The following is a 24,136-nucleotide window of genomic DNA, read 5'->3' as shown; positions in this document are numbered from 1 at the left end:
ATCAAATGCCTTTCAACAGGCTATGCTGTATCGCGCCAAAGCACCAAGCAAACAGGGGAAAGATCAAAACCGTGATGATCAATTGGATCAAAACCGGGAAAAAGGGCATCAGAGCCAATGAATAGATACAAGCAATCAACCAGGTTAGCATGCTGATCCCAGTCGCAATCAACAAGTAACCCCACCATGTCAGGATAAACGCTTTACCGACAAAAACATGCCGCTGAGAAACAGCAACACCATGAACGATCAGAAGCATAAATGAAGATAGACCAAGGGGAACTCCGGTCAGAATATCCGAAATCAAACCCAGAAAAAAGACTACGGGCGCCGCCATTAAATAAGGGCGATGCAGACTCCAGTAAAAAACGGACATTGAAACCAAGGCCGGAGAGATAACCGCAAAACCATCAATACGAATTGGAACCACCGTCAAAAGGGCAAGCAGAAAGGTCAACCAAAAAGGGATGCTCCCTCTAAGGACCTGATTAATCTGATACGATACTGGCGGCTGCTCAAGCATATGGATGCGCTTTCACTCTAATCGCCGAGAAGGCTCTCACCCAAGTCACCCGGATTAGTATGCCGGTCGGTCAGTCCGGGAAGGTCGTACCGAAGCACGCTGACATATTCCAGACGTTCCCAGTCAGCAAATGTCTGTATTCTGATTTGTCCGTCCCGAACAGACGACACAATCCCGATCGGACGGCCTGCTGGCAACATGGCCCCATCTCCCGATGTGACAACTCGATCACCCGCAGACACTTGGGCATTATTGGGCAGATACTCCAAAGTAGGCGAGGTCGAGTTATCGCCTACCAAAATGCCTTTATGGCGCGATTTTTCCAACACGACAGGAATACGGGAGTTCAAATCTGTAAGCAGCAATACCCGCGCCGAATTTTTACCGGTTTCAGCAATACGCCCGACCAGTCCAAGTGGGCCAACCACGGCTTGTCCCACGCGAATACCATCTCTGGATCCGGCACTTAGCAATAAGGTTCGCACAAAAGGGCCGCCGGAATCACCAACGACCCGGGCAGAGATCGGCAATACAAGTGGATCGGTCAAAACGTTAAGTAGACGTCGGTAATTTTCGTTTTCCTGATCAAGCGACCGGCTCACGGCCTGCCAGCGCAGCAGTCGTTCGTTTTCCCGTCTTAGCCGTTCGTTTTCTTCAACCAGCGTCGCCAGCTCTTTAACGCGGGTAATTCCTTTATTGATAGCGTCAACAGGCTGGGAAAGCGTCCCAAGCACGGGCGATAGTGCGTCTGTGCTGATCGTTCGCACCCGCTCCATAAGCACGAGATCAGCCTTACCCAAAACCAGTAAGGCAATTGACACACAAATGAGTGTCAAAAAAGCAAAGCGCTGAAAAACAATTTTCAGCGGAAAGGCCAGTTTCCATGCTGTACCTTGGCCTAAAGCCATTCAGCTACTCCTGCATAACTCTCAATTGAGTGTTCCCCAACACTCACGTCCAGTCCTAGTTATCTCCACTTAGAACATGGCGCAGTGCCTTGATTTCTTCAAGGGCACGCCCTGTTCCTATAGCAACGCATGATAGCGGCTCATCAGCGATTGAAACCGGAAGGCCCGTTGCGTGACGAAGAACATAATCGAAATTGCCGAGCAATCCGCCGCCACCCGTCAAAACGATGCCTTTATCAACGATATCCGCCGCAAGTTCTGGCGCTGTATGTTCGAGGGCGACTTTAACCGCCTCGATAATGGCCCCAACCGGCTCCGCAAGGCTTTCAGCGATTTGTCGCTGACTGATCACAAGTTCCTTCGGCACGCCGTTCATCAAATCCCGGCCTTTAACTTCCATGGTTTCGCCATTTCCATCTTCCGGAGGACAGGCTGAACCGATGGTTTTCTTAATACGTTCTGCCGAGCTTTCACCAATCAATAGATTATGATTTCGGCGAATGTAGGCGATGATGGCTTCGTCCATCTTGTCACCGCCAACACGCACGCTTTTCGCATAGACGATACCCCCCAGAGACAAAACAGCCACCTCTGTTGTGCCACCGCCAATATCAACAACCATTGAACCGGTTGGTTCCGTCACGGGAAGACCGGCGCCGATTGCGGCTGCCATGGGTTCTTCGATCAGAAATACTTCTCGGGCCCCTGCATTTTCTGCTGAATCCCGGATTGCCTTGCGCTCAACAGCAGTTGAACCGGATGGCACGCAGATAATAACCTGTGGTCTTGCGAATGACCGTCTATTGTGCACTTTTTGAATGAAGTGCTTGATCATTTCTTCGGCAATTTCAAAATCGGCAATCACACCGTCGCGCAATGGTCTGATGGCTTCAATGTTTCCAGGCGTACGACCCAGCATCATTTTCGCTTCATCACCAACAGCCAGAACCTGTTTCTTTCCTTGCCTATGAATAATGGCAACGACTGACGGTTCGTTCAAAACGATGCCGCGTCCCTTTACATATACAAGGGTGTTCGCTGTACCGAGATCGATTGCCATGTCAGCGGAAAGCATGCCGAGCATTTTGGAAAACATTAAATTGCCTCACTCACTTTAATAAAGAGCAAGCCCCCCTGCCCTTCAAAATTCCCAATTATATCAGGTGTCGCCGGATCGCCCTGAATTACAACTCAACCAACCGATCGCACACCTGCCCTTAAGCCTGTTCGCTAGCACCTGAAAATAACAGTATTTACGAACACATCAACGGGTATGTCAGATGATGGTTAATATTTTCCAACTATTATTAATTCTGTTTACGCCCTTTCACGCGCGCCGTGCAACCGAATTTTGGATAAACCACTAGAAAAAAGAGAAAATCTATGATTGAAGGTAAAAATGCACGCCAAGAAAGGCGACCACTAAAAGGAAGAGCTTTGCGGCTATGGCGATCAAGACCCAGCGCCTTATCTTCAATTGTTCTAATTCGCCCATTTCAGTACCTTTTTTTAACATTCCGCATTCAGTTGGTTTTGTAGCGTCAAACAGTGGACAACCAAGTGCCTGCCCTTTGCCAGAGCGGTTGATTTTGGCGCAGACTTGGCCAAACACTATATTCGAATATGAATGATATATTTTACTGTTTATTAAGGCCTCCTATTATAAAAACCCTTCATCAATTCGGCATTGGCCGTTTTAGAGGAACGAAGGATCAAAGTATGTTTAAAAAATTGATGATGCTCACCACATTGGTTTTCATGGTTGCGATGGGAACTGCCCATGCAGATGGTAAAAAAGACACCGTTGTTTCCATGCTTGATGCGGCGGCCGCCCATTTTTCCAAGGTTGGAAAAGAGCAGGCCTACAAAGACTTCTCCGTAAAAGGCGGTGATTTCTATAAAGGTGAATTCTACATTGCAGCTTATGGCATGGACAGCAAACTAAATGAATTTCATGCTGTTAATCCGAAGCTTGTCGGTAAAAACCTGATGAAACTGAAAGACATCGACGGGAAACTCATTCTTGTTGAAATGTACAAAGTTGCTGATGAAAAAGGGTCCGGCTGGGTTGACTACAAGTGGCCTCACCCGGAAACAAAGAAAATTGCACAGAAGCAGACTTACATTAAAGTTGTCGGCGATGTGTTCCTGATGATCGGATATTACGAATAACAGTCATCTGGTAAACAACAAAAAAGCCGGTAGGAAAATACCGGCTTTTTTTTGTGTCTTACCGAAAAAAACCGGGGCTTAATTAAAAGCCCCGGTTTTTTTATTGTTCTGAAGATAGTCGCTAGATTTAGTTTTTAGACTTATCAACCATCGCATTTTCACCGATCCAAGACATCATGGAACGCAATTTGGCGCCAACTTCTTCGATCTGATGAGCATCGTTCAAAGAACGGGTTGCTTTGAGGAATGGCTGGCGAACTTTATTTTCCAGCATGAAATCACGGGTAAATTTACCGGTCTGAATATCGTCCAGAACCCGTTTCATTTCCGCTTTTGTTTCTGGCGTAATGATACGAGGACCCGTCACATACTCACCGTATTCGGCTGTATTTGAAATAGAGTAATTCATGTTGGCAATGCCGCCTTCATACATGAGATCGACAATAAGTTTCACTTCATGCAGGCATTCAAAATATGCCATTTCTGGTGCGTAGCCAGCTTCAACCAGTGTTTCAAATCCAGCCCGGATCAGTTCGACAAGGCCACCACAAAGAACAGCTTGCTCACCAAACAGGTCAGTTTCACATTCTTCTTTGAACGATGTTTCAATGATACCTGCACGGCCACCACCGATCGCAGAGGCATAAGAAAGTGCAATATCCAGCGCATTCCCAGAGGCGTCCTGATGAACAGCAACCAGACAAGGAACACCACCACCGCGCTGATACTCAGAACGAACGGTATGTCCAGGGCCTTTTGGTGCAATCATGAAAACATCCATGTCTGCTTTTGGTTCAATCAGATTAAAGTGAACATTCAGACCATGAGCAAAAACAAGAGCCGCGCCTGGCTTCATGTTTGGCGCCAGATCCTGTTCATAGATGTCAGCCTGCAGTTCATCTGGCGTCAACATCATGATAACATCACCCCAAGCGGCAGCTTCCGCAGGTGTCATCACTTTCAGACCAGCACCTTCTGCTTTTTTAACAGAACCACTATCTGCACGCAGGGCAACAGCCACATTGGCAACCCCTGAGTCTTTCAGGTTATTTGCATGGGCATGGCCCTGGCTACCATAGCCAACGATGACAACATTTTTTCCTTTGATCAGATTAACGTCTGCATCGCTGTCATAATAAACGCGCATTTCCTTCATTCCTTCTCGATATTTGGTCCAATGACCGAAGTTCAAATTTTTATTTGGTTTTGTGAATGGTATCGTGTCCGCGTTTTACCGCGACGATCCCTGTACGACACACTTCTGTGCGGCCCAGTTTGCCCATCAGATTAATAAACTCTTTTACCTTGCCCCTCACGCCTGTCACTTCAAAAACGAAAGACGTCGCCGTTGTATCAACAGGCCGAGCCCGAAAGATATCGGCAATCCGCAGAGCTTCAACGCGTTTGTCCCCTGCGCCCTCAACTTTCACAAGTGCCATTTCCCGTTCAACACTTGGTCCATCCAATGTCAAATCAGCAATCCGGCTGACCGGAACCAAGCGTTCCAACTGCGCTTTGATTTGCTCAATAACCATCAATGTTCCAGTTGTCACGATTGTGATCCGGGAAAGGTTTTCATCCTCGTCCACTTTTGCCACTGTCAGGCTCTCGATATTGTAGCCACGGCCTGAGAACAAGCCAACAACTCGCGACAAAACGCCGAATTCATTATCAACGAGAACCGCAATCGTGTGCCGGTGAATTTCAGTTTTCTGTATCATTGTCCATGCGTTCTTTATTAAGGGCAGAAAAACGTACCCTGTATGTATAGTAATTCAGGTATATTGTCTCTTGTTATACCAAGGACATCCCTTCAGCGGTGATTTCGGGGCCTTCGCCTTCCTTGTCATCGGCGAGCAACATTTCATTATGCGCAGCACCAGAGGGAACCATGGGGAACACATTCTCCTGTTTGTCCACCAGCATATCCACGAGAACAGGGCCGTCGATTGCCAGCATCTCTTTAATGCAATCGTCGACTTTGTCCGGTTCTGAACACCGCAACCCAGTGGCGCCGAACGCTTCAGCCAGTTTGACAAAATCGGGCAGGCTTTCCATATAGCTTTCAGAATAGCGCCCGCCATGCAGCAATTCCTGCCACTGGCGGACCATGCCCATATATTCATTGTTCAAAATGAAGATTTTCACAGGAAGTCTATATTGAATGATGGTCGCCATTTCCTGGATATTCATCATGGTTGATGCTTCTCCGGCAACATCGACAACCAGCGCATCAGGATGGGCAATCTGAACACCCATTGCCGACGGCAGGCCGTAGCCCATTGTCCCCAGCCCCCCGGAGGTCATCCAGCGGTTTGGCTCTTCAAACTCCAGATATTGCGCTGCCCACATTTGGTGCTGGCCAACTTCTGTTGTGAAATACCGATCCATACCCTTCGTCAATTCGTTCAAACGAGACAGCGCATACTGCGGTTTGATCGTCGTGCCCTCTTGCGTGAATTTCAGGCAATCCCGTGCCCGCCATTCATCGATAACCTTCCACCATTGCGTCAATGCTTTGGCATTAGGCTTACAGACTTCGGATTTCCAGACCTTGACCATATCTTCAAGCACATGGGCAACGTCACCGATTATCGGAATGTCCACCTGAATGTTTTTATTGATTGAAGATGGATCAATATCGATATGAATTTTCTTCGAGTTTGGCGAAAACGCGTCCAGCCGCCCTGTAATACGGTCGTCAAAACGTGCGCCAACACACACCATAACATCACAGTCATGCATTGCGTTATTTGCCTGATAAGTACCATGCATACCAAGCATGCCAAGGAACTGCTTATCCGACGCGGGATAGGCACCAAGTCCCATGAGCGTACTGGTGATCGGATAACCTGTCATGCGGACAAGTTGCGTTAGCAGCTTCGATGCCTTTGGTCCCGAGTTGATGACGCCGCCGCCAGAATAGAAAATCGGTTTCTTCGCACCAGCAATCAACTTGACGGCTTCTTTGATTGCACCAAGATCACCCTTGATTTGCGGGGCATAATTCTTGTGCTTGATCAAAGTTGGTGGCGTATATTCACCCGGTGCAAATTGAACATCTTTTGGAAGATCGATCACAACGGGACCGGGCCGCCCCGTTGTCGCCACGTGAAATGCTTCATGTACCGTTTTGGCCATGTCTTTCACGTCTTTTACCAGATAATTATGTTTGGTCACCGGACGAGTGATGCCAATTGTATCCGCTTCCTGAAAGGCGTCATTGCCGATCAAATGCGTCGCCACCTGACCCGTCAGACAAATAATCGGAATACTATCCAACAAGGCGTCCGCAAGACCTGTCACAGCATTCGTCGCGCCTGGTCCTGATGTCACAAGCACCACACCTGGTTTACCTGTGGAACGCGCATATCCTTCTGCTGCGTGGACAGCACCACCTTCTTGCCGAACAAGAATGTGCCGAATGCTGTTTTGCTTGAACAGCTCATCATACAGAGGAAGCACAGCGCCGCCAGGATATCCGAAAATCACTTCCACGCCCTGATCTATAAGCGCTTTGATTACGATACCTGCTCCGGTCATTTCCTGATTTGCCATGGGATTTCCCTAATCTCTGTTAAACGGCATAAATAAATTATTTTTGCGATAAAAAAGCGCCCGGATTTTAACCCGAGCGGTAAACACTGGCCAGCCTTATGTTTATTCCATCAAAACAGCTGGGCCATGTGCGCGAACCTAACCCCTCACCCTTCACCGGTCAACAAAAAATGGCGAATAAATGAAAAGAAATCAGCCTTCAAACTTTCCAAATCTTGCGCAGACGAGGTTTTCGCATCTGTCATCTTGTTCCGGACCCATGTCAGCTGGCGCTTTGCGTATCGCCGTGTCTGGCGTTTTGCGCGTTCCAGCATTTCTTCTTTAGTGATTGAATTCTTTAGATAATCTGATATCTCCGGCACACCCAAAGCTTTCATGGATGGCAGGGAAGGGTCAAGGTTCAAGTCTAAAAATGCGGCGACTTCCTCTACGCCCCCCCCTTCTTCCACCATCCAGTCCAGACGACGATTGCACCGATCATACAACCATTCTCGATCCGGCGTTAGCGCCAACCATGCGCGCGGACAGGTTAAAACAGGGCCATCTGCGGCCCGCTTATGCCAGTCCCCCAGCGGAACGCCTGTTTCTTCAACAACCTCCAGCGCGCGCAACAGACGCTGAGAATCACCAATGTTGAGCTTCTCTGCCATTTCCGGATCTTTTGTCTGCAGGCGCTTTTGGATAACTTCATTTCCTTCGCGCCGCTGCAACTCTCTCAGGTCCGATCGTAATTTTTCCGATATGGGCGGTATTTCAGCGATACCCTTGGTCAATATTTCGAAATATAGCCCCGTTCCACCGACCAGAATGGGAAGCTTGTTATCGATGTGGCACTGTTCGATTTCTGCAAGCGCCATGTCCCGCCATCGGGCCGCTGAGCAAAAATCATCAGGTTCCAACACGCCATACAGCCGGTGGGGTGCGAGGCTTTCCTCTTCTTCACTGGGACGCGCTGTTATAACCCGCAACCCCTTGTAAATCTGCATGCTGTCCGCATTGATCACGACACCATCGAATTCTCTGGCCAAAGAAATTGCCAATGCGGATTTGCCGCTGGCGGTTGGTCCTGCTAAAAGAACGCAACCTTTTTGGTTTAAGGTTCCCTGATCCATAGAAATATCCGACAAATAGCGGTGCAAAAATGACAACCAAAGTCCTGACACTTGTTGCCAACCCAAATAACGATCGTCCTTTCTCTAGCATAGTTGATCAATTGGTGGCTAGCTTAACAGACGCCCATGTTGAAATCGAAAAATTGGACTGGCTCGCCCTGGAAATCGCTTGTGACCTGTATGTCGGGAAAGACTTCAGTCTAGAGTTGATAGCAGAATTTATGGATAAGGCTGATTTTTGCCTGCAACCGGAAGCGGGCCGAAAAAAGAAGCTGATGCTCGCCGATATGGATAGCACCATCATTACCGTTGAATGTATTGATGAACTTGCTGATTTTGCCGGATTAAAAGCAGAGGTTTCTGCAATCACTGAGAAAGCGATGAACGGTGAGCTGGATTTCAATGAAGCGTTCAAGGCCAGGGTTGCAATGTTAAAAGGTCTGCCCGAAGAAACACTTCAGAAAACGTTCGAACATCGGGTTCGACTAACACCCGGCGCCCGAACACTGGTTCGCACAATGAAAGCAAACGGCGCTTATACAGCATTGGTATCAGGTGGTTTCACTTTCTTCACATCCAGAGTACGGGAAATAACCGGCTTCGATATGGATGACAGCAATCGTCTGTTGTTTGAAAATGGCAAACTGACAGGGGAAGCGGCTGAACCTATTTTAAACTCTCAGGCCAAACTCGATAATCTGAACCGTTTAAAAGCGGAACTAAATCTTCAAACGGAGGACGTAGCCGCAATCGGTGACGGTGCCAACGACATCCCAATGATCGAAGCTGCCGGATTGGGGGTCTCTTACCATGCGAAACCCGCGGCTGAGAAAGCGGCTGATGCCAGCATTCGATTTGGCGATCTTACAACCCTCTTATTTTATCAAGGCTATCGCGCTGAAGAATTCATCCGTTAAATGCAACAAAAGATCATAAAAAAGCCCCACCAGAATTGACAGGGCTTTTTTAGTTTTAGAACGAAAGAACTTTATTTTTCCGTACTCAATGCAACAAATCTTGAGGACACGCCGCGTTTAATCAACATCAATACTGACTTACGATCAGATTTGCTTGCTTCACTCAATGTTTTCTTTACATCAACGATATTCTTAACCGGCTTCAACTGAACTTCCAAAATCTGGTCTCCTGGACGAATATCCTTTTCGCCAGCTTCGGAACTTTCATCCACATCAACAACGATAACGCCTTCAACTTCATCACTGAGCTTAAACTCCTGACGGACCTGATCCGTAACGGTGGCCAATCGCATTCCCATGATTTCTGCCGTCAGTTCTTTATTCAGATCACCGGGGCTTGCGCTTGCAAGTTCTGTCTCAGCTTTCTCAAGCTCGCCCAGTTGAACAGACTTCGTAATCTTTTCACCGTTCCGCCAAAGTTCAACATCAACATCGGCACCAACAGACGTTTCCGCAACGACCCGCGAAAGTTCCCGTGTCTCGCTAACTTCCTGGCCATTAAAGGTCAAAATAACGTCACCCGCTTTAATGCCGGCTTTAAAAGCTGGTCCATCTTCAGGGACACCAGCGACCAGAACGCCGTCTGTATTGCTCAAACCAAGACCTTCGGCAAGCTCTTCAGTGACGTTTTGAATAACAACGCCCAACCAGCCGCGACGGGTCTGACCAAATTCCACCAGCTGACTAATAACCGTTTTCGCCAGTGTAGAGGGAACAGCAAAGCCAATTCCGATACTGCCTCCAGACTGCGAGAAAATAGCGGTGTTAATGCCTATGACTTCGCCGTCCATGTTAAAAAGCGGCCCGCCGGAATTCCCCTTGTTGATTGAGGCATCCGTTTGAATATAGTCATCATAAGGGCCGGAACGAATATCCCGCCCACGTGCAGAAATAATCCCCGCCGTAACAGTGCCCCCTAGACCAAAAGGGTTTCCGATCGCCATGACCCAATCGCCCACACGCGATTTATCGCTATTCCCCCATGGGACAGCGACCAGGTCTTTTTCCTTTGGATCAATGTTTAATACAGCCAGATCCGTTTTTGGGTCGGTTCCAACAAGCTTGGCAGGAACTTTTTCACCGTCCTGAAAAATCACATAGATTTCATCGGCACCGTCGATCACATGATTGTTCGTAACAACCAGACCTTCATCTGCATCGATAACAAATCCCGAGCCAAGAGAGGTCGCACGACGCTCTTTTTGACCGTTTTTCCCTTTACCACCAAAATCCTTGAAAAAATCTTCGAACGGATGTCCGGGAGGAAATTGCGGAAAATTTCCACCGCCGCGCTCTGTCTTGACAATTTGTGTGGTTGAAATATTGACAACTGCCGGCGACAGTTTTTCCGCAAGATCCGCAAAACTGTCAGGTGCTCCGCGCGCAGAAACATTTAACGCAAAAAACGCGCAAACAACAAACGCGGTTGCCGCCATTAAAATCGGGAAGCGTTTTTCTGAAATAATCTTTGCGTCTTCAGCAACAGACACGGAAGACACAGGTCCGGTTCTACTTGATCTTTGATTAGGTGTGTACAACGTTACAATCCTTCCGTCATTTCCTAAACGAATATGCAGACCCTGGGCTGCGATATCGCTTTTCTCAATACTTATGCGCGCTAATCAGAATTTCCATAGCGATTAGCCAACACAACCATCCAGTGATGTTCTTGTTCTTAACTGGAAATCAATTATGGCATAAATGTGCTTCATACTCATTTTATCTAAATTTTTTTCAATTTTTTTGGGTTCCGCTTACCCTTTTAAAAGCCAGACGAAAAAAACACCGGCAATTGCGGCAACCAGTCCCGAAATCCTCAAACTGCTACTGGGCATTCCTAGCACTGAAATCATCATGCGCTTCATACCGTCCGGAAACAACGCATAAAGGATGCCTTCAAAGAATAAGACGAGCGCGCCCGCCAATAACAGCATGTCCACCATGAACCAACTCCCACAAAAAAAAGCCAGCAAGGAAACTCCTTGCTGGCTAAACTGTTTGTCCCGATTATTTGGCGGTTATATTTCTGCCGTCAAAGAATCTGAAAAACTCTGAGTCCGGTGAAAGGATCATCGTTGTGTCATTGTCACCAATAGCATCACGATACGCCTGCATAGACCGATAAAAAGAGAAGAAATCCTTATCCTTGCCAAACGCGTCGGCGAAGATCCGGTTCTTTTCAGCATCACCAGTACCGCGTGTAATTTCCGCGTCCCGCTTTGCTTCCGCAATCAATACAGTTTTTTCACGATCAGCGTTCGCCCGGATCCGCTGGGCAATCTCGGCACCCGTTGCGCGGATTTCTTTGGCTTCCTGCTCACGCTGGGTGCGCATACGATCAAAAACTTTTTGACTGTTGGCGGTCGGTAGATCCGCACGAACAATACGAACATCGACAACTTCCAAGCCGCGGCTTGCCGTTTCCACGTTCACCTGGTTCTTAATCGTCTCCATCAAACGGGTACGCTCGCCTGACACAATATCAGTCAGAATTTCACGGCCCAGAATTTGACGTAGTTGAGAATTCAGGATTGTTTCAATACGTGAATATGCAACAGCGATATTACCAAATGACTGATAGTAAAGAAGCGGGTCAGAAATCCTGAAACGGGCAAAGCTGTCCACCATAAGACGTTTCTGATCCCGTGTTACAACTTCCTCGCGTTCAGTGCCAACCGATAAGACACGCTTATCAACTTTGATCACATCCTGAACAAACGGTGTTTTTACCTTCAGTCCTGGTTCCTGCACAACTGTCTGCACTTTACCAAACTGCATCACAATAGCCTGCTCTGTTTCACTGACAGTGAATAGCGCACTTGATGCAGTGAAGCCGGCAGCGACAACAAGGATGGCCAGAATAATGGAAAGATTTTTAGCCATTAGTTTGCCCCCTTCTGCATTAGCTGGTTCAGCGGTAGATACGGGACAACGCCTTGTCCCCCATTTTTGCTATCGATAATCACTTTATTCTTACCTTTAAACACTTCTTGAAGCGTTTCCAGATAGATGCGCTGACGGGTTACATACGGTGCTTTAACATACTCGTCATAGATGGAAATAAAACGGGCAGCTTCACCTTCGGCTTCAGCAATAACCTGCTGTTTATAACCTTCGGCTTCCTGACGCATTTTTTCTGCTTCACCACGAGCCCGCGGAATGATGTCATTGGCATAAGCCAACGCTTCGTTCTGGCTCCGCTCTTTGTCAGCAACCGCAGCCTGCACGTCCCGGAAAGCATCAATAACTTCACCTGGAGGATCAGAGTTTTTCAACTGAACCTGTGTAATTTCAACACCAACACCATAAACATCCAGCACTTCCTGCAAACGTTTGGTTACTTCAGTCTGAACTGCAAGACGGCCTTCAGTAATGGCTGCCTGCAAATTAGTCCGACCAACAATTTCGCGCATGGCGCTTTCTGCTGCCGCTTTAATCGTTCCCTGCTGGTCTGCAACATTAAACAGAAACTGACCGGCATCTTTAATTTTCCATAGAACAGTAAAGCCGATATCGACGATATTTTCATCGCCCGTCAACATCAGGCTTTCTTGCGTAACCGCTTTGGTTCCGCCGCCGGAAGTATTCCTGAAACCAATTTCGATGCTGTTCACTTTCGTGACATTTGGTGTCAAAACCGTTTCAATCGGATAAGGCAGATGATAATTCAAACCAGATTGTGTGACCGCAACTTTTTCACCAAAACGCAGAACAACCCCTTGTTCATTTGTTTCAACTTTATAGAAACCGCTTGCAAGCCAAACCACTATGGCTATCAGAACAATGATGAAAAAGCCTAGCTTCCCACCGCCGCCGCCCGGGAGAGTATCTCTGATACGTTCCTGACCTTTTTTAATGATATCTTCGAGATTTGGGGGCTGCTGTCCGCTTGGTCCCTGTCCCCAAGGCCCGCGATTTCCACCGCCGCCTTGCCAACCTCCTCCGTTACCACCTTGATTACTCCAAGGCATGGGATAATCTCTCCTCTTAATTAGTAAAGCAAAATTGCTAACTTCTGTAACAAGGGTTATATGACACCCTAATGATTTCTGCAATGTACCTGCATTGCAATGTATACCCATTTTGTGTCTAAGCTGGAGTTTTCAAGAATGAACGACATTACCGAAAAAACTGTTCTGGAACATTTATCCAGAATCATCGAGAAAAGATCTGGTAAAGATGTTGTTTCTCTTGGCATGGTAAGCGGACTTGTGGTCAAGGACGGCAACGTCGGATTTGCCCTTGAAATCAACCCGGAAGAAGCCGGGGAGATGGAAGTTCTGCGTAAAGAATGTGAGCAGGCTGTCTTCGGGATGAACGGTGTTAAATCTGTCAGCGCTGTATTGACAGCGGAAAAAGCCTCTGGCGCGCCACAACAAAAACCGCAAACACCGCAAACGCCCCAACCGCCGCAAAAACCCGATGTACCGGGAGTTGCCTCGATCATTGCAGTCGCATCTGGTAAAGGCGGTGTTGGAAAATCCACCTGCTCGGTCAATCTGGCTTTGGGTCTAGCCGCTCAGGGGTTGAAAGTTGGTATGCTGGATGCCGACATCTATGGCCCATCGCTGCCCAGAATGCTTGGCATTTCCGGGAAACCTAAATCACCAGATGGAAAAAAACTGATCCCGATGGAGAAATGGGGCCTGAAGGTTATGTCCATGGGCTTTATGGTCGAAGAAGATACACCAATGATCTGGCGCGGCCCTATGGTGATGAGCGCGTTGCAGCAGATGATGTTTGATGTGGAATGGGGAACATTGGATGTTCTGGTTGTCGACATGCCTCCCGGAACCGGTGACGCCCAGCTAACCATGGCGCAGCGCGTTCCGCTTACGGGTGCCGTTATCGTCTCCACGCCTCAGGATATTGCGCTTCTGGACGCGCGCAAGGGCTTGAACATGTTCAAAAAAGTAGATGTTCCCGTTTTTGGCATCATCGAGAATATGAGCTATTTCCTATGTCCTTCCTGCGGGGACCGAAGCGACATTTTTGGTCATGGTGGTGCCCACAAAACAGCAGATGAGCTGAACGTGGATTTTCTGGGTGAAGTCCCACTTCATATGGAAATCAGAGAAACCTCTGATGCCGGTACACCCGTTACGGCTAGTAATCCAGACGGAGAGCACGCCACTATCTACAAGGCTCTGGCCTGCAAAATACAGGATCGCATCGAAAGCAGCCTGGCTGAAGAAGGGCCTGCAATCATTATCGAATAGCAGAAAAGGAGCCTTGCATAATAAGTGCAAGGCTCCCTTTTAGAGCCCTCGCCCAACACAAATAGCCCGAATCAGAGCCGCACCGAAACACGGACGAGATTGTTAAGAGGCGTTACCGCCGTAGATTGAGGGAAAACCTGACGCGACAGGATCGGCTCCGGAATGCCCAAGTGATCACGCAAAACACCTTTAAATACGGACCGCATATCTGTGGTTGGAAACAAGTCCCGCTTTTCATACAACGACTGATCAGACAACCCCGGCCAAGTTGCAGCAACCCTTCCGCCTTTTACAGCGCCCCCGCAAAGCAGAACAGCATTTGCGGAACCATGATCCGTTCCCCGACCACCATTTTCACGGGCGGTTCGACCAAACTCAGAGACCATAAGAACAACTGTATTGTCCCAATAGTCACCCAGAGATTGCCTTAAATTATCAACACCAACTGCCAGCTGATCAAAGGAGCGAGACAGCTTTCCATTTTGATTGGTATGCGTATCCCATCCAGTTGCCTCAATGGTGGCTATGCGGGGACCTTTTTTAACAGCTAGCAACGCACCGGCACTCTTGCACAGTGCGGCGAATTGTTTCGCTTTGTTTTTCTTTTTTTTGTCATTCAGCCCCATAGTCATAGAAGAAATTTCAGCCGACTTTCTAGCGGAACCGAGCATTTCCAGAAAAAACGGATCATCGCGATACAACACACTGACTTTATCCAGAAAATCGTCTTCAGCCACGGGCAGACCGCTCGGTGACCATGTTTGTACGATGACGTCCCCGCGCAAGATCAACGGAACGGCTTGCCCGATGGAAAGCCCCTCCTCCGATGACCCGCCAAGTGCCAAAATCGCGCGATTGAGCCAACCGTCGCGCGCACCGTTCGCCTTACCTGTCCCATTTTCCAACATATCCTGAGCATCAAAATGAGACCGGGTTCCCTTGGGGCTTCCCACCGCATGAATAGGAAGAAGTTGGCCTTTTTCCCAAAGCGGATAGATCGGCTTCAACGATGGATGAAGACCAAAAAAAGGGCTAAGCGGCAGCGCGCCATTTGTTTCCCCTGGTTTGGGGATCCCTATATTTGGCCGCAATGTATAGTAATCCGGGTCTCCAACCGGGGCGACAGCGGACAAACCATCCATGCCCCCCCGAAGCACCATAACAACCAGTCTTTGTTCCCCCGGTATGTTGGCAAAGCTAAGGTCAGGAGCGCCCAACACAGGCAAACTGGCCGCGCCGATCATAAATTTTCTACGATTTACCCGTATATCTACCATTTCGATTATCTCCGCTGAAATTCAGGGCTGGAGAAAACAAGTGCAACAGCCTCGGCCTGTGACGCGGCACCCAGAATATGGTCGCGAGACATGTCGCTGAGCATGGGGTCAATTGTCCGGTCAATCAAATCGTTCACATCTTTACGACCACGCGACCGTTCAGCCACCACTCTCGCAAACTCGATACGCCGCATCAGGGACTGTGGCATAAGCCATTCGCGGGCAGTATCAGGCCACCCCTCTGGGGAAGGAGCACCGAAAACCGTATAACCCATTTCCTTGAGGCCACGTTGGACCAGCTTCATCGGGATATTTTCCGGACCTGTAATCCGCAATATGGAAATCACGTATTCAAAATGATTTTTAATTTTCTGGCCTGGTGTCTCCCAGATTTCGGGTAAATCGATTAGCGCAAGCGACATCGCACGGAGATCGCCTCGTGTTTGAAGATAGACTTTTGACAGTCGGTCAATACTGGCAGCGGAAGGCGTGTCTGACACGAAATGGCGGGCAAGTTTTGTTGCAATATGCTTAGCTGTTGCTGGGTGGCGGGCCAGCAACCGCAAGGCGCTCACCCCCTCTTCCACCCCTTTTTCGCTCCACGTCTGGCCCAAAAAAGTCTTCGAGCCAGGTTCGTGAAAATTTTCCAGAAAATAGAAATTTCCTTTATTTGGTAGACGCTTATGAAGGCTATCAACGGTCCACCCCGTCAGAATTTTCGCAAACTCAATGATATCCTGTTGTTGATACCCGCCCTCAACGCCCAATGTATGTAATTCCAGTATCTCGCGCGCCAGATTTTCATTCAATCCCCGGCTACGTCGTTTGCCCGCCCTCGATTGAGGGCCCACCGATACCGCATTATCCAAATAAATCAACATTGCCGGGTGCTGAACCGCGGCGATTAGCATATTTTCAAAATAACCAAAAAGATGAGGTGAAATCGCTTCTCGTTCAAAGCCTCCCACAGCAGGACCAACCATAGCCCGTGTCGCCGACACGGTAAAATGATTCGCCCAGAATAGCCTTAACCGTTCCTGAAAAGGTGACGGGTTTTGAACAGCGGTCTCAATCCGAAAAACTGTTTCATCCATAAACTGGGGACGTGCAACGGAACGGCGCAACGATTTAACAGCGTCTTTTCCGGACCGCCTCGCTTCTGCAAGCGCCGAAAACCAAGCAGAGGAATGAGGCCTTGTATGGAAGCCCAACGCCCGCCCATCGACAGGCTGGACCTGTTTACGCAGCCACTCTGTTGGAGCGGTCTCTATGATCGACTGTTCTGAAGGGCCGCTGCCCATTCCAAACCGATTGGCTGCAATAAAAGCCTTTTGTGACACCATACGTTCATCCTGCAATCGCGCTTGTTATTACATTTAACGCACCACGAAGAAAATTCCGTCACAAAAGTTCAAACCGGTTGGGGAAAACGAAAAAACCCGGCACCAGGCCGGGTTTTCTTGGTTCACTTGTCTATTGCTCAGGCTTCTGATTCTCTGCTGACACCCAAAGCAGCCTGAGCGGCGGCCAAACGGGCAATTGGAACACGGTAAGGAGAACAGGACACATAATCCAAACCAATCTGCTCACAGAAATCAATACTGGATGGGTCCCCGCCATGCTCGCCACAAATACCGAGTTTGATCTCTTTGCGTGTCATCCGTCCACGTTCAGCAGCGATCTTAACCAACTCACCAACGCCTTCCTGATCCAGCGAAACGAATGGATCAGTTTCGTAAATTCCCTGTTCAACATAGTCCTCAAGGAAAGATCCGGAATCATCACGGCTGATGCCGTAAGTCGTCTGGGTAAGGTCATTGGTACCGAATGAGAAGAATTCGGCTTCTTCAGCGATCTGACCGGCCTGAAGAGCCGCTCTCGGCAGCTCGATCATGGTTCCGATCAGATAGTCCACATCAACGCCTGTTTCACTGGCAATTGCTTTTCCGACATTGGCTATTTTTTCTTTCAGGATTTCAAGTTCCCGCTTGGTTGCAACCAATGGGATCATGATTTCCGGAATAACAGTTTCTCCCAATTCTTTGGAAACTGATGCCGCGGCTTCAAGAATAGCGCGTGCCTGCATCTCGTATATTTCCGGGTAAGAAATACCCAGACGGCACCCACGATGACCCAACATCGGATTGAATTCATGCAGCTGAAGGGCACGGTGACGCAGCTTTTTGGCATCCGCATTAAGTGCCGTCGCCAGATCATCAATTTCTTCGTCTGTTTTAGGCAGGAATTCATGCAACGGCGGATCAAGCAAACGAACCGTAACAGGCAGGCCGGCCATGATCCGGAACAGATCAACAAAATCAGCGCGCTGTACAGGCAGCAGCTTGGACAAGGCTTCCTGCCTTTCTTCAAGGCTTTCCGCCAAAATCATCTGCCGAACAGCAACAATCCGGTCAGCGTCAAAGAACATATGTTCGGTCCGGCACAAACCAATGCCTTCGGCGCCAAATTTTCGAGCTGTTTCCGCGTCCAGCGGCGTTTCGGCATTTGTACGAACCTTCATCCGCCGGATTTCATCGGCCCATCCCATCAGAAGACCAAAAGTTCCAGAAAGTTCAGGAAGAATCATTCCGACCTCCCCTTCCATGACCTCACCCGCGGCGCCATCTATGGTAATGATGTCACCTTTGTTGAACACCTGCCCCAGAACGGTCAATGTTTCATCTTTATAGTCGATGTTCAGGGACCCTGCGCCAGAGACACAAGCCCGGCCCATACCACGGGCCACAACGGCCGCGTGGGATGTCATTCCGCCCCGGCTGGTCAGAATACCCTTTGCGGCATGCATTCCGTGGATATCTTCCGGGCTGGTTTCAATCCGCACGAGAATAACCGACTTGCCTTCGTTCGCCAGCTTCTCAGCTTCGTCACTGCTGAAGACAATCTCACCAGAAGCCGCCCCCGGGCTCGCAGGCAAACCGCGTGCAATGATTTTCTTTTCCGCAGACGGATCAAGTGTCGGGTGCAATAACTGATCCAGTGAGGAAGGCTCGATCCGCTTTATCGCTTCTTCTTTGTCGATCAGGTTTTCTTCCACCATGTCGATGGCAATCTGCAAGGCAGCTTTCGCTGTCCGCTTGCCAGAACGGGTTTGCAGCATCCATAGCTTGCCTTGCTGCACCGTGAATTCAATATCCTGCATGTCCCGATAATGGGCTTCCAAACGCTTGTAAACGTCAACCAGCTGACCGTAGACTTCGGGGAAGATTTCTTCCATCGACAGGTCTTCTGATCCAGCTTCTAAACGCGCCTGTTTGGTCAAGTTCTGTGGTGTCCGAATACCGGCAACAACATCTTCACCCTGTGCATTGACTAGAAATTCACCGTAAAAGCGCTTCTCGCCAGTTGAAGGATCCCGTGTAAAAGCAACACCGGTCGCACTATCATCGCCCATATTCCCGAAGACCATAGCCTGAACATTTACAGCGGTCCCCCATTCAGCCGGAATATCATGCAAACGTCGGTAGGTAATCGCACGCTGGTTCATCCAGGACCCGAAAACGGCGCTGATGGCGCCCCATAACTGATCCTGAACCGTTTGAGGAAACGGGCGTCCCAATTCTTCCTGGACCTTTGCCTTATATTGACCAACGAGTGTTTCCCAATCGCCCGCAGACAAATCAGTATCAAGGTTGTAGCCGTTTTCTTCCTTCATAATTTCCAGAAGTTCTTCGAAATGGTGATGTTCCACTTCAAGGACGACGTCGGAATACATCTGAATAAACCGGCGATAACTGTCATACGCAAATCGACGGTCACCAGACTGGGCGGCAAGCCCTTCCACGGTTTCGTCGTTCAGACCAAGATTAAGGACCGTATCCATCATTCCCGGCATGGATGCCCGCGCACCAGAGCGGACAGAAACCAGCAATGGCTTTTCTTTGTCACCAAAACGACCACCAACCGAGCGCTCAATCTGTTCGACTGCAGCATCAACCTGAGCGGAAAGGTCGTCCGGATAATTTCGGTCATTGTCGTAATAAGCGGTACAGACTTCCGTAGAGATCGTAAAACCTGAAGGAACCGGCAATCCTAGATTGCTCATCTCTGCAAGGTTGGCACCTTTCCCTCCGAGCAGGTTGCGCATTTCTGCTGCACCGTCTGCGGCACCGTCACCAAAGGAATATACCCACTTAGTCATCTGTCCATCCACTCATAATTTATCGTTTATCAGGTTAGGCTTTCAATGCACTAACCTTCGATCTTGGTAAAATCTGCCAACTGATCCAAAGCATTCCGGATCCCTGACAGGAGACGAAGTCGGTTCACACGGACTTCAGCCTCTTCTGCATTCACAATCACATCATCAAAAAAAGCATCGACAGGTTTCCGCAATGTTGCTGCGGCTTTGCCAGCAGCTTCAAAAGCATCGGCCCCCAAAGCCGCAGAGAGAAGACCAGCGACTTCTTCGATACGATCGAAAAGTTTCTTTTCGACCGGTTCTTTTAACTTACTTTCGTCAGGCACCTGATTGTAAGAGACGCCATCCTTCTTTTCTTCGATTTTAAGAATATTCGTCGCACGGCGATACGCGATAAGCAGGTTCGCCCCATCATCCGTTTCCAGAAAGTTGGAAAGCGCCGTCACCTGATCCATCAAGCGGACGAGATCACTGGTTCCGCCCAACGCAAATACCGCGGCGACATAATCGTGGCGTATATTCTGCTCTTTCAGATGTACTTTTAAGCGATCCGCAAAAAATGCCAGCAACTCTTCTGGGTCCAGTTTTCCGTCAATCCGCTGAAGCTGGCCGGCTGTCGTAAACAATTTTGTCAACGGCAAACGCAACCCATTTTCCAAAACCAGACGAATAACCCCCAACGCCGCCCGGCGCAGTGCATAAGGATCTTTTGATCCCGTTGGTTTTTCATCCATGGCAAAAAAGCCGACCAATGTATCGATTTTATCGGCCAAGGAAACAACCACACTCACTGGTGCGGTCGGGCATTGATCCCCGGGGCCCAGCGGCGAATAGTGTTCTTCAATCGCTTTGGAGATTTCAGGTTTTTCGCCGTCATGCTCTGCGTAGTAGCGCCCCATCAACCCCTGAAGGTCAGCAAATTCACCCACCATTTCGGTTGTCAGGTCCGCCTTGCATAAACGTGCCGCCCGCTGACAATCGGCAACATCCGCGCCGTTCACATAAGGGGCAACCTCTGCACAAAGCGCCTCGATACGTTCCACTTTTTGACGAACAGTCCCCAAGCGGGCATGAAAAACCACATTTTCCAAAGAGGCCACACGGCTTTCCAGCGTAGCTTTCTTATCCTGATCCCAAAAGAATTTTGCATCCGCGAGGCGAGCACTTAAAACCCGTTCGTTCCCTGCCGTGATTTTCCGACCGCCATCATCCGCTCTCAAATTTGAAACGGTGATAAATCGCGGTGCCATCTTACCGTTCTGATCGGCAAGAGAAAAATATTTTTGATGGCTGCGCATCGCAGAAATCAACGCTTCCTGCGGAACATTCATGAATTTTGGATCAATCGCACCGATCAGGCTTTCCGGCCATTCAACGAGACCAGCAACCTCTGCCAGCAGGGCATCATCCTGAATAATGCTCAACCCCTCATCTTTCGCAAGCCGTTCTGCATCCTTTGCAATCAACGCGCGACGCTCAGCATCATCAAGAACCACGTAGGCATTTCTCAGCTTTTTCCGATAATCATCGAAACTTGAAACCGAAAACTCATCGGCAGCCATAAAACGATGACCACAGGTTTTGTCGGAGGCAACAATATGTTCCCATTTAATCGGGACCACAGCACCATCAAACAGGCATAAGATCGAATGCAATGGTCGAACCCAACGCGCTTTGTAGTCTCCCCACTTCATGGGTTTGGGCCAAGGTAGCTGCGCCATAGCCTTTGGCAGCACCACTGACAACACATCAGATGTCTTGCCGCCCTTGGTTTCCATAACAGCGTAATAAAACGCCCCTTTTGGGGTGTCTCTTTCTTCCAGTTGATCTTTTTGCAAACCTGTCGACCGTAAAAACCCCTCAAGGGCTTTTTCCGGCGCGCCTACCCGGGGTCCCCGGCGTTCTTCGCTTTTATCAGGTTGCGTTACAGGTAGGTCCGTGATGTGAATTGCAATACGGCGCGGCGTTGAATAAAAAGAAACGGCCCCAAATGCCAGGCCGGCTTCTGTCAGTTCCTTTGAAGCCAGTCGCGCCAGATCACTTGCCGCCTTCACTTGCATCCGTGCGGGAATTTCTTCACTGAATAGTTCAAACAGTAATTCAGCCATCGTTTATTCCCCCGTGTCCAAATGTCCACGGTTTTTCAACCATTGTTCTGCACAGCCCTTGGCCAGTGCCCTGACCCGGCCAATATAAGCGGCCCGTTCTGTCACGCTGATAACACCGCGTGCATCCAAAAGGTTAAACAAATGACTGGCTTTCATGCACTGATCATAGGCTGGAAGAACCAACCCTGCGGAAAGAATATCCTGACACTGTTTTTCAGCATCCTTAAAATGCTGCAACAGAATTTTCACATCTGAATGATCGAAATTATATGCGGAAAATTCCTGTTCGTTCTGCAGGAACACATCGCCGTAGGTCACCCCGTCATTATTCCACTTCAAATCCATCAAGTGATCGACACCCTGCACATACATGGCAAGACGTTCCAGACCATAGGTCAACTCGCCTGAAGTCGGATCACAGTCAAATCCGCCAACCTGCTGGAAATAGGTAAACTGACTGACTTCCATTCCATCACACCAGACTTCCCATCCGAGCCCCCAGGCTCCAAGAGTTGGGCTTTCCCAATCATCTTCAACGAAACGAATATCATGATTTTTTGGGTCTATGCCCAGAGCGTACAGGCTTTTCAGATAAAGGTCCTGAATGTTATCCGGTGACGGCTTCAGGATAACTTGAAACTGATAGTAATGCTGGACGCGGTTCGGGTTTTCTCCGTAACGACCATCTGTAGGCCTTCTGGATGGCTGCACATAGGCGGCTTTCCACGGCTCAGGGCCCAGCGACCGAAGCGTCGTCGCGGGGTGGAAGGTCCCTGCACCAACTTCCATGTCATAGGGCTGAAGAAGGACACATCCCTGGTCAGCCCAGAAATGTTGCAAAGTCAGGATCAAATCCTGAAAGGAAGGCGCGGAAGCCGGTTTATCCGCCATAGCGTTGACCACATTTTTGATTAACTAGGTGCGCCGCAACATAATGGTCACAATTCCGGTGGTCAACAGAGCACTGACGATATCTTTTAAATCAGTGCTCGCAGCGATGGTCTTCCAGTGATGCCACAAACGTTCCACACTTCTGACATTTGACCAAATCTGTGGATTCTTTGCCCGCACCGTCCTTGTTTCCTTGCAAATTATTTTGTTTTTCTGACTTGCCGCCCAAGTAGCCTGCTTTTCTCGCAATGAAATAAACAGCTCCAATAACAGCCAGAAGCAGGATTAATTTGATAGGTGAGAGCATATCGATTCTTTCAATTCAGCATTTTAAGCGAATCACAGTCCGTATTTATTCCATGCAGCTTCGTTCTTCGCGGCAGCCACAAAATCTCCGACTGCTTGTGAAGTGACGGACTGAGCCCCAAGACCCAATGTCCGCTGGATCCAGCTTTTTCGTCCTTCCAGCAGTTGGAATTCTACTTTTTCGCCGTATTTCTTCCGCAAGAATGATCTCATATCCGATATGCCATCGATCAAGCCAAGTTCCATCGCCTTGGTGCCGGTCCAGACATCGCCCGAGAAAAGCTCTTTGTCTTTGCGTTTTTTCAAGGTTTCGCCGCGCCGTTCTTTGACATACGCTTTGAAATTATCGTGGATTTCGACCTGCAATTTTTGAAGCCAGATTACGTCTGAGTCTTTTTCAGGACTAAATGGATCAAGTTTTGATTTGTTTTCACCCGCCGCATATGTCCGTCTTTCGACGCCTATTTTCTCCATAAGGCCTGTAAACCCGAAGCCCGCAGAAATGACACCAATGGACCCCACAACAGAGTTTAAGTCAGCATAAATCTCGTCGGCACAGCAACCAAGCCAATATCCACCGGATGCCATGACATCTTCGGCAAACGCATAAACAGGAACGTTCTTTTCGTCTGCAAGCTGGCGAATACGCTTGGCAATCAGGGACGATTGTACCGGTGAGCCACCAGGAGAATTAATGGAAAGCGCGACGGCGCTCAAATTCTTGGTTTCAAAAGCATCGTCAATGATCTCTGCAAGCCCGATCAAATTCAGTTGCTCGCCTCTTAATTTACCCCCGCCAGAGGCAATAACCCCGTGTAACGGGATTACCGCAACCACAGGATTTTTTTTGCGGAACCGCTTCAGCGGCGTTTTGTCGATTAATGCTGATATTTTCATGATGAATAAAGTAATCACACCTTAGGCTG

The 24,136-nt window shown here is 48.8% G+C and carries 21 protein-coding genes; 3 read left to right on the top strand and 18 right to left on the bottom strand.

Annotated elements, in window-relative coordinates:
* Position 1: 1 nt before the first annotated feature.
* From mreD to OIR97_RS06075, 3 genes are read right to left on the bottom strand one after another with little or no spacing between them, the layout of a single operon-like run.
* On the bottom strand, positions 2 to 523 hold the full coding sequence (gene mreD, locus OIR97_RS06085) for a rod shape-determining protein MreD (RefSeq protein WP_169544695.1): 522 nt from the start codon (positions 521 to 523) through the stop codon (positions 2 to 4).
* A gap of 17 nt (positions 524 to 540) precedes the next feature.
* Positions 541 to 1,431: a rod shape-determining protein MreC gene (mreC, locus tag OIR97_RS06080; RefSeq protein ID WP_169544694.1), complete on the bottom strand. Its 891-nt coding sequence runs from the start codon at positions 1,429 to 1,431 to the stop codon at positions 541 to 543.
* Positions 1,432 to 1,486: 55 nt separating this feature from the next.
* Positions 1,487 to 2,527 (bottom strand): rod shape-determining protein, encoded by a 1,041-nt coding sequence (locus OIR97_RS06075; protein ID WP_169544693.1) that lies wholly within the window; start codon positions 2,525 to 2,527, stop codon positions 1,487 to 1,489.
* A gap of 623 nt (positions 2,528 to 3,150) precedes the next feature.
* Between OIR97_RS06075 and OIR97_RS06070 the strand changes: the two genes are divergently transcribed.
* On the top strand, positions 3,151 to 3,603 hold the full coding sequence (locus OIR97_RS06070; protein ID WP_169544692.1) for a cache domain-containing protein: 453 nt from the start codon (positions 3,151 to 3,153) through the stop codon (positions 3,601 to 3,603).
* Positions 3,604 to 3,730: 127 nt separating this feature from the next.
* Here the strand turns inward: OIR97_RS06070 and ilvC are convergent, their stop codons facing one another.
* From ilvC to miaA, 4 genes are all read right to left on the bottom strand, one after another.
* Entirely contained in the window at positions 3,731 to 4,750 is a 1,020-nt protein-coding gene (gene ilvC / locus OIR97_RS06065; protein WP_246201975.1) for a ketol-acid reductoisomerase, read from the bottom strand.
* Between the two features lie 49 nt (positions 4,751 to 4,799).
* Positions 4,800 to 5,324: an acetolactate synthase small subunit gene (gene ilvN / locus OIR97_RS06060; RefSeq protein WP_169544690.1), complete on the bottom strand. Its 525-nt coding sequence runs from the start codon at positions 5,322 to 5,324 to the stop codon at positions 4,800 to 4,802.
* A 73-nt stretch (positions 5,325 to 5,397) separates the two neighbouring features.
* Complete coding sequence (locus OIR97_RS06055) at positions 5,398 to 7,161, bottom strand: acetolactate synthase 3 large subunit (RefSeq protein WP_169544689.1); 1,764 nt, start codon at positions 7,159 to 7,161, stop codon at positions 5,398 to 5,400.
* Positions 7,162 to 7,307: 146 nt separating this feature from the next.
* Positions 7,308 to 8,273 carry a tRNA (adenosine(37)-N6)-dimethylallyltransferase MiaA gene (miaA, locus tag OIR97_RS06050; RefSeq protein ID WP_169544688.1) on the bottom strand — a complete coding sequence of 322 codons (966 nt, stop codon included), beginning with the start codon at positions 8,271 to 8,273 and terminating at the stop codon, positions 7,308 to 7,310.
* A gap of 29 nt (positions 8,274 to 8,302) precedes the next feature.
* On the opposite strand from miaA, the gene serB reads away from it, so the two are divergent.
* Positions 8,303 to 9,190, top strand: a complete 888-nt coding sequence (gene serB / locus OIR97_RS06045) for a phosphoserine phosphatase SerB (RefSeq protein ID WP_169544687.1) — start codon at positions 8,303 to 8,305, stop codon at positions 9,188 to 9,190.
* 71 nt (positions 9,191 to 9,261) lie between these two features.
* Here the strand turns inward: serB and OIR97_RS06040 are convergent, their stop codons facing one another.
* From OIR97_RS06040 to hflK, 4 genes are all read right to left on the bottom strand, one after another.
* Positions 9,262 to 10,686 (bottom strand): DegQ family serine endoprotease, encoded by a 1,425-nt coding sequence (locus tag OIR97_RS06040; RefSeq protein WP_169545812.1) that lies wholly within the window; start codon positions 10,684 to 10,686, stop codon positions 9,262 to 9,264.
* Positions 10,687 to 11,004: 318 nt separating this feature from the next.
* Positions 11,005 to 11,193, bottom strand: a complete 189-nt coding sequence (locus OIR97_RS06035) for a DUF2065 domain-containing protein (RefSeq protein ID WP_169544686.1) — start codon at positions 11,191 to 11,193, stop codon at positions 11,005 to 11,007.
* 64 nt (positions 11,194 to 11,257) lie between these two features.
* Positions 11,258 to 12,133 (bottom strand): protease modulator HflC, encoded by an 876-nt coding sequence (hflC, locus tag OIR97_RS06030; RefSeq protein WP_169544685.1) that lies wholly within the window; start codon positions 12,131 to 12,133, stop codon positions 11,258 to 11,260.
* A complete protein-coding gene (gene hflK, locus OIR97_RS06025) occupies positions 12,133 to 13,221 on the bottom strand; it encodes an FtsH protease activity modulator HflK (RefSeq protein WP_169544684.1) in 1,089 nt (362 codons plus the stop codon). The genes hflC and hflK overlap by 1 nt, the downstream gene beginning before the upstream one ends.
* Positions 13,222 to 13,359: 138 nt before the next feature.
* Between hflK and apbC the strand changes: the two genes are divergently transcribed.
* Positions 13,360 to 14,469 carry an iron-sulfur cluster carrier protein ApbC gene (apbC, locus tag OIR97_RS06020; protein WP_169544683.1) on the top strand — a complete coding sequence of 370 codons (1,110 nt, stop codon included), beginning with the start codon at positions 13,360 to 13,362 and terminating at the stop codon, positions 14,467 to 14,469.
* Between the two features lie 71 nt (positions 14,470 to 14,540).
* On the opposite strand, the gene OIR97_RS06015 is transcribed toward apbC, so the two are convergent.
* From OIR97_RS06015 to OIR97_RS05985, 7 genes are all read right to left on the bottom strand, one after another.
* Positions 14,541 to 15,746, bottom strand: a complete 1,206-nt coding sequence (locus OIR97_RS06015) for a DUF1501 domain-containing protein (protein WP_169544682.1) — start codon at positions 15,744 to 15,746, stop codon at positions 14,541 to 14,543.
* 5 nt (positions 15,747 to 15,751) lie between these two features.
* Positions 15,752 to 17,089 (bottom strand): DUF1800 domain-containing protein, encoded by a 1,338-nt coding sequence (locus OIR97_RS06010; RefSeq protein ID WP_169544681.1) that lies wholly within the window; start codon positions 17,087 to 17,089, stop codon positions 15,752 to 15,754.
* A 137-nt stretch (positions 17,090 to 17,226) separates the two neighbouring features.
* Complete coding sequence (gene ppdK / locus OIR97_RS06005; protein ID WP_169544680.1) at positions 17,227 to 19,905, bottom strand: pyruvate, phosphate dikinase; 2,679 nt, start codon at positions 19,903 to 19,905, stop codon at positions 17,227 to 17,229.
* A 50-nt stretch (positions 19,906 to 19,955) separates the two neighbouring features.
* Positions 19,956 to 22,013: a glycine--tRNA ligase subunit beta gene (glyS, locus tag OIR97_RS06000; RefSeq protein WP_169544679.1), complete on the bottom strand. Its 2,058-nt coding sequence runs from the start codon at positions 22,011 to 22,013 to the stop codon at positions 19,956 to 19,958.
* 3 nt (positions 22,014 to 22,016) lie between these two features.
* The gene (locus tag OIR97_RS05995; protein ID WP_169544678.1) at positions 22,017 to 22,904 is read right to left on the bottom strand and encodes a glycine--tRNA ligase subunit alpha; all 888 of its coding nucleotides are present in this window, start codon (positions 22,902 to 22,904) and stop codon (positions 22,017 to 22,019) included.
* Positions 22,905 to 22,995: 91 nt separating this feature from the next.
* Positions 22,996 to 23,211, bottom strand: a complete 216-nt coding sequence (locus OIR97_RS05990; RefSeq protein ID WP_169544677.1) for a hypothetical protein — start codon at positions 23,209 to 23,211, stop codon at positions 22,996 to 22,998.
* A gap of 32 nt (positions 23,212 to 23,243) precedes the next feature.
* Complete coding sequence (locus OIR97_RS05985; protein ID WP_169544676.1) at positions 23,244 to 24,107, bottom strand: S49 family peptidase; 864 nt, start codon at positions 24,105 to 24,107, stop codon at positions 23,244 to 23,246.
* Positions 24,108 to 24,136 lie beyond the last annotated feature (29 nt).

Source organism: Sneathiella aquimaris, assembly GCF_026409565.1.
In the GTDB taxonomy this organism is placed as follows: domain Bacteria; phylum Pseudomonadota; class Alphaproteobacteria; order Sneathiellales; family Sneathiellaceae; genus Sneathiella; species Sneathiella aquimaris.
Note: the sequence above shows the minus strand (reverse complement) of the source record. Positions and strands in the feature narration are given on the sequence as shown.

Excerpts from the sequence above, each read along its gene's own strand:
- mreD (WP_169544695.1), bottom strand. The coding sequence starts at position 523 with ATGCTTGAGCAGCCGCCAGTATCGTATCAGATTAATCAGGTCCTTAGA.
- mreC (WP_169544694.1), bottom strand. The coding sequence starts at position 1,431 with ATGGCTTTAGGCCAAGGTACAGCATGGAAACTGGCCTTTCCGCTGAAA.
- OIR97_RS06075 (WP_169544693.1), bottom strand. The coding sequence starts at position 2,527 with ATGTTTTCCAAAATGCTCGGCATGCTTTCCGCTGACATGGCAATCGAT.
- OIR97_RS06070 (WP_169544692.1), top strand. The coding sequence starts at position 3,151 with ATGTTTAAAAAATTGATGATGCTCACCACATTGGTTTTCATGGTTGCG.
- ilvC (WP_246201975.1), bottom strand. The coding sequence starts at position 4,750 with ATGCGCGTTTATTATGACAGCGATGCAGACGTTAATCTGATCAAAGGA.
- ilvN (WP_169544690.1), bottom strand. The coding sequence starts at position 5,324 with ATGATACAGAAAACTGAAATTCACCGGCACACGATTGCGGTTCTCGTT.
- OIR97_RS06055 (WP_169544689.1), bottom strand. The coding sequence starts at position 7,161 with ATGGCAAATCAGGAAATGACCGGAGCAGGTATCGTAATCAAAGCGCTT.
- miaA (WP_169544688.1), bottom strand. The coding sequence starts at position 8,273 with ATGGATCAGGGAACCTTAAACCAAAAAGGTTGCGTTCTTTTAGCAGGA.
- serB (WP_169544687.1), top strand. The coding sequence starts at position 8,303 with ATGACAACCAAAGTCCTGACACTTGTTGCCAACCCAAATAACGATCGT.
- OIR97_RS06040 (WP_169545812.1), bottom strand. The coding sequence starts at position 10,686 with ATGGCGGCAACCGCGTTTGTTGTTTGCGCGTTTTTTGCGTTAAATGTT.
- OIR97_RS06035 (WP_169544686.1), bottom strand. The coding sequence starts at position 11,193 with ATGGTGGACATGCTGTTATTGGCGGGCGCGCTCGTCTTATTCTTTGAA.
- hflC (WP_169544685.1), bottom strand. The coding sequence starts at position 12,133 with ATGGCTAAAAATCTTTCCATTATTCTGGCCATCCTTGTTGTCGCTGCC.
- hflK (WP_169544684.1), bottom strand. The coding sequence starts at position 13,221 with ATGCCTTGGAGTAATCAAGGTGGTAACGGAGGAGGTTGGCAAGGCGGC.
- apbC (WP_169544683.1), top strand. The coding sequence starts at position 13,360 with ATGAACGACATTACCGAAAAAACTGTTCTGGAACATTTATCCAGAATC.
- OIR97_RS06015 (WP_169544682.1), bottom strand. The coding sequence starts at position 15,746 with ATGGTAGATATACGGGTAAATCGTAGAAAATTTATGATCGGCGCGGCC.
- OIR97_RS06010 (WP_169544681.1), bottom strand. The coding sequence starts at position 17,089 with ATGGTGTCACAAAAGGCTTTTATTGCAGCCAATCGGTTTGGAATGGGC.
- ppdK (WP_169544680.1), bottom strand. The coding sequence starts at position 19,905 with ATGACTAAGTGGGTATATTCCTTTGGTGACGGTGCCGCAGACGGTGCA.
- glyS (WP_169544679.1), bottom strand. The coding sequence starts at position 22,013 with ATGGCTGAATTACTGTTTGAACTATTCAGTGAAGAAATTCCCGCACGG.
- OIR97_RS05995 (WP_169544678.1), bottom strand. The coding sequence starts at position 22,904 with ATGGCGGATAAACCGGCTTCCGCGCCTTCCTTTCAGGATTTGATCCTG.
- OIR97_RS05990 (WP_169544677.1), bottom strand. The coding sequence starts at position 23,211 with ATGCTCTCACCTATCAAATTAATCCTGCTTCTGGCTGTTATTGGAGCT.
- OIR97_RS05985 (WP_169544676.1), bottom strand. The coding sequence starts at position 24,107 with ATGAAAATATCAGCATTAATCGACAAAACGCCGCTGAAGCGGTTCCGC.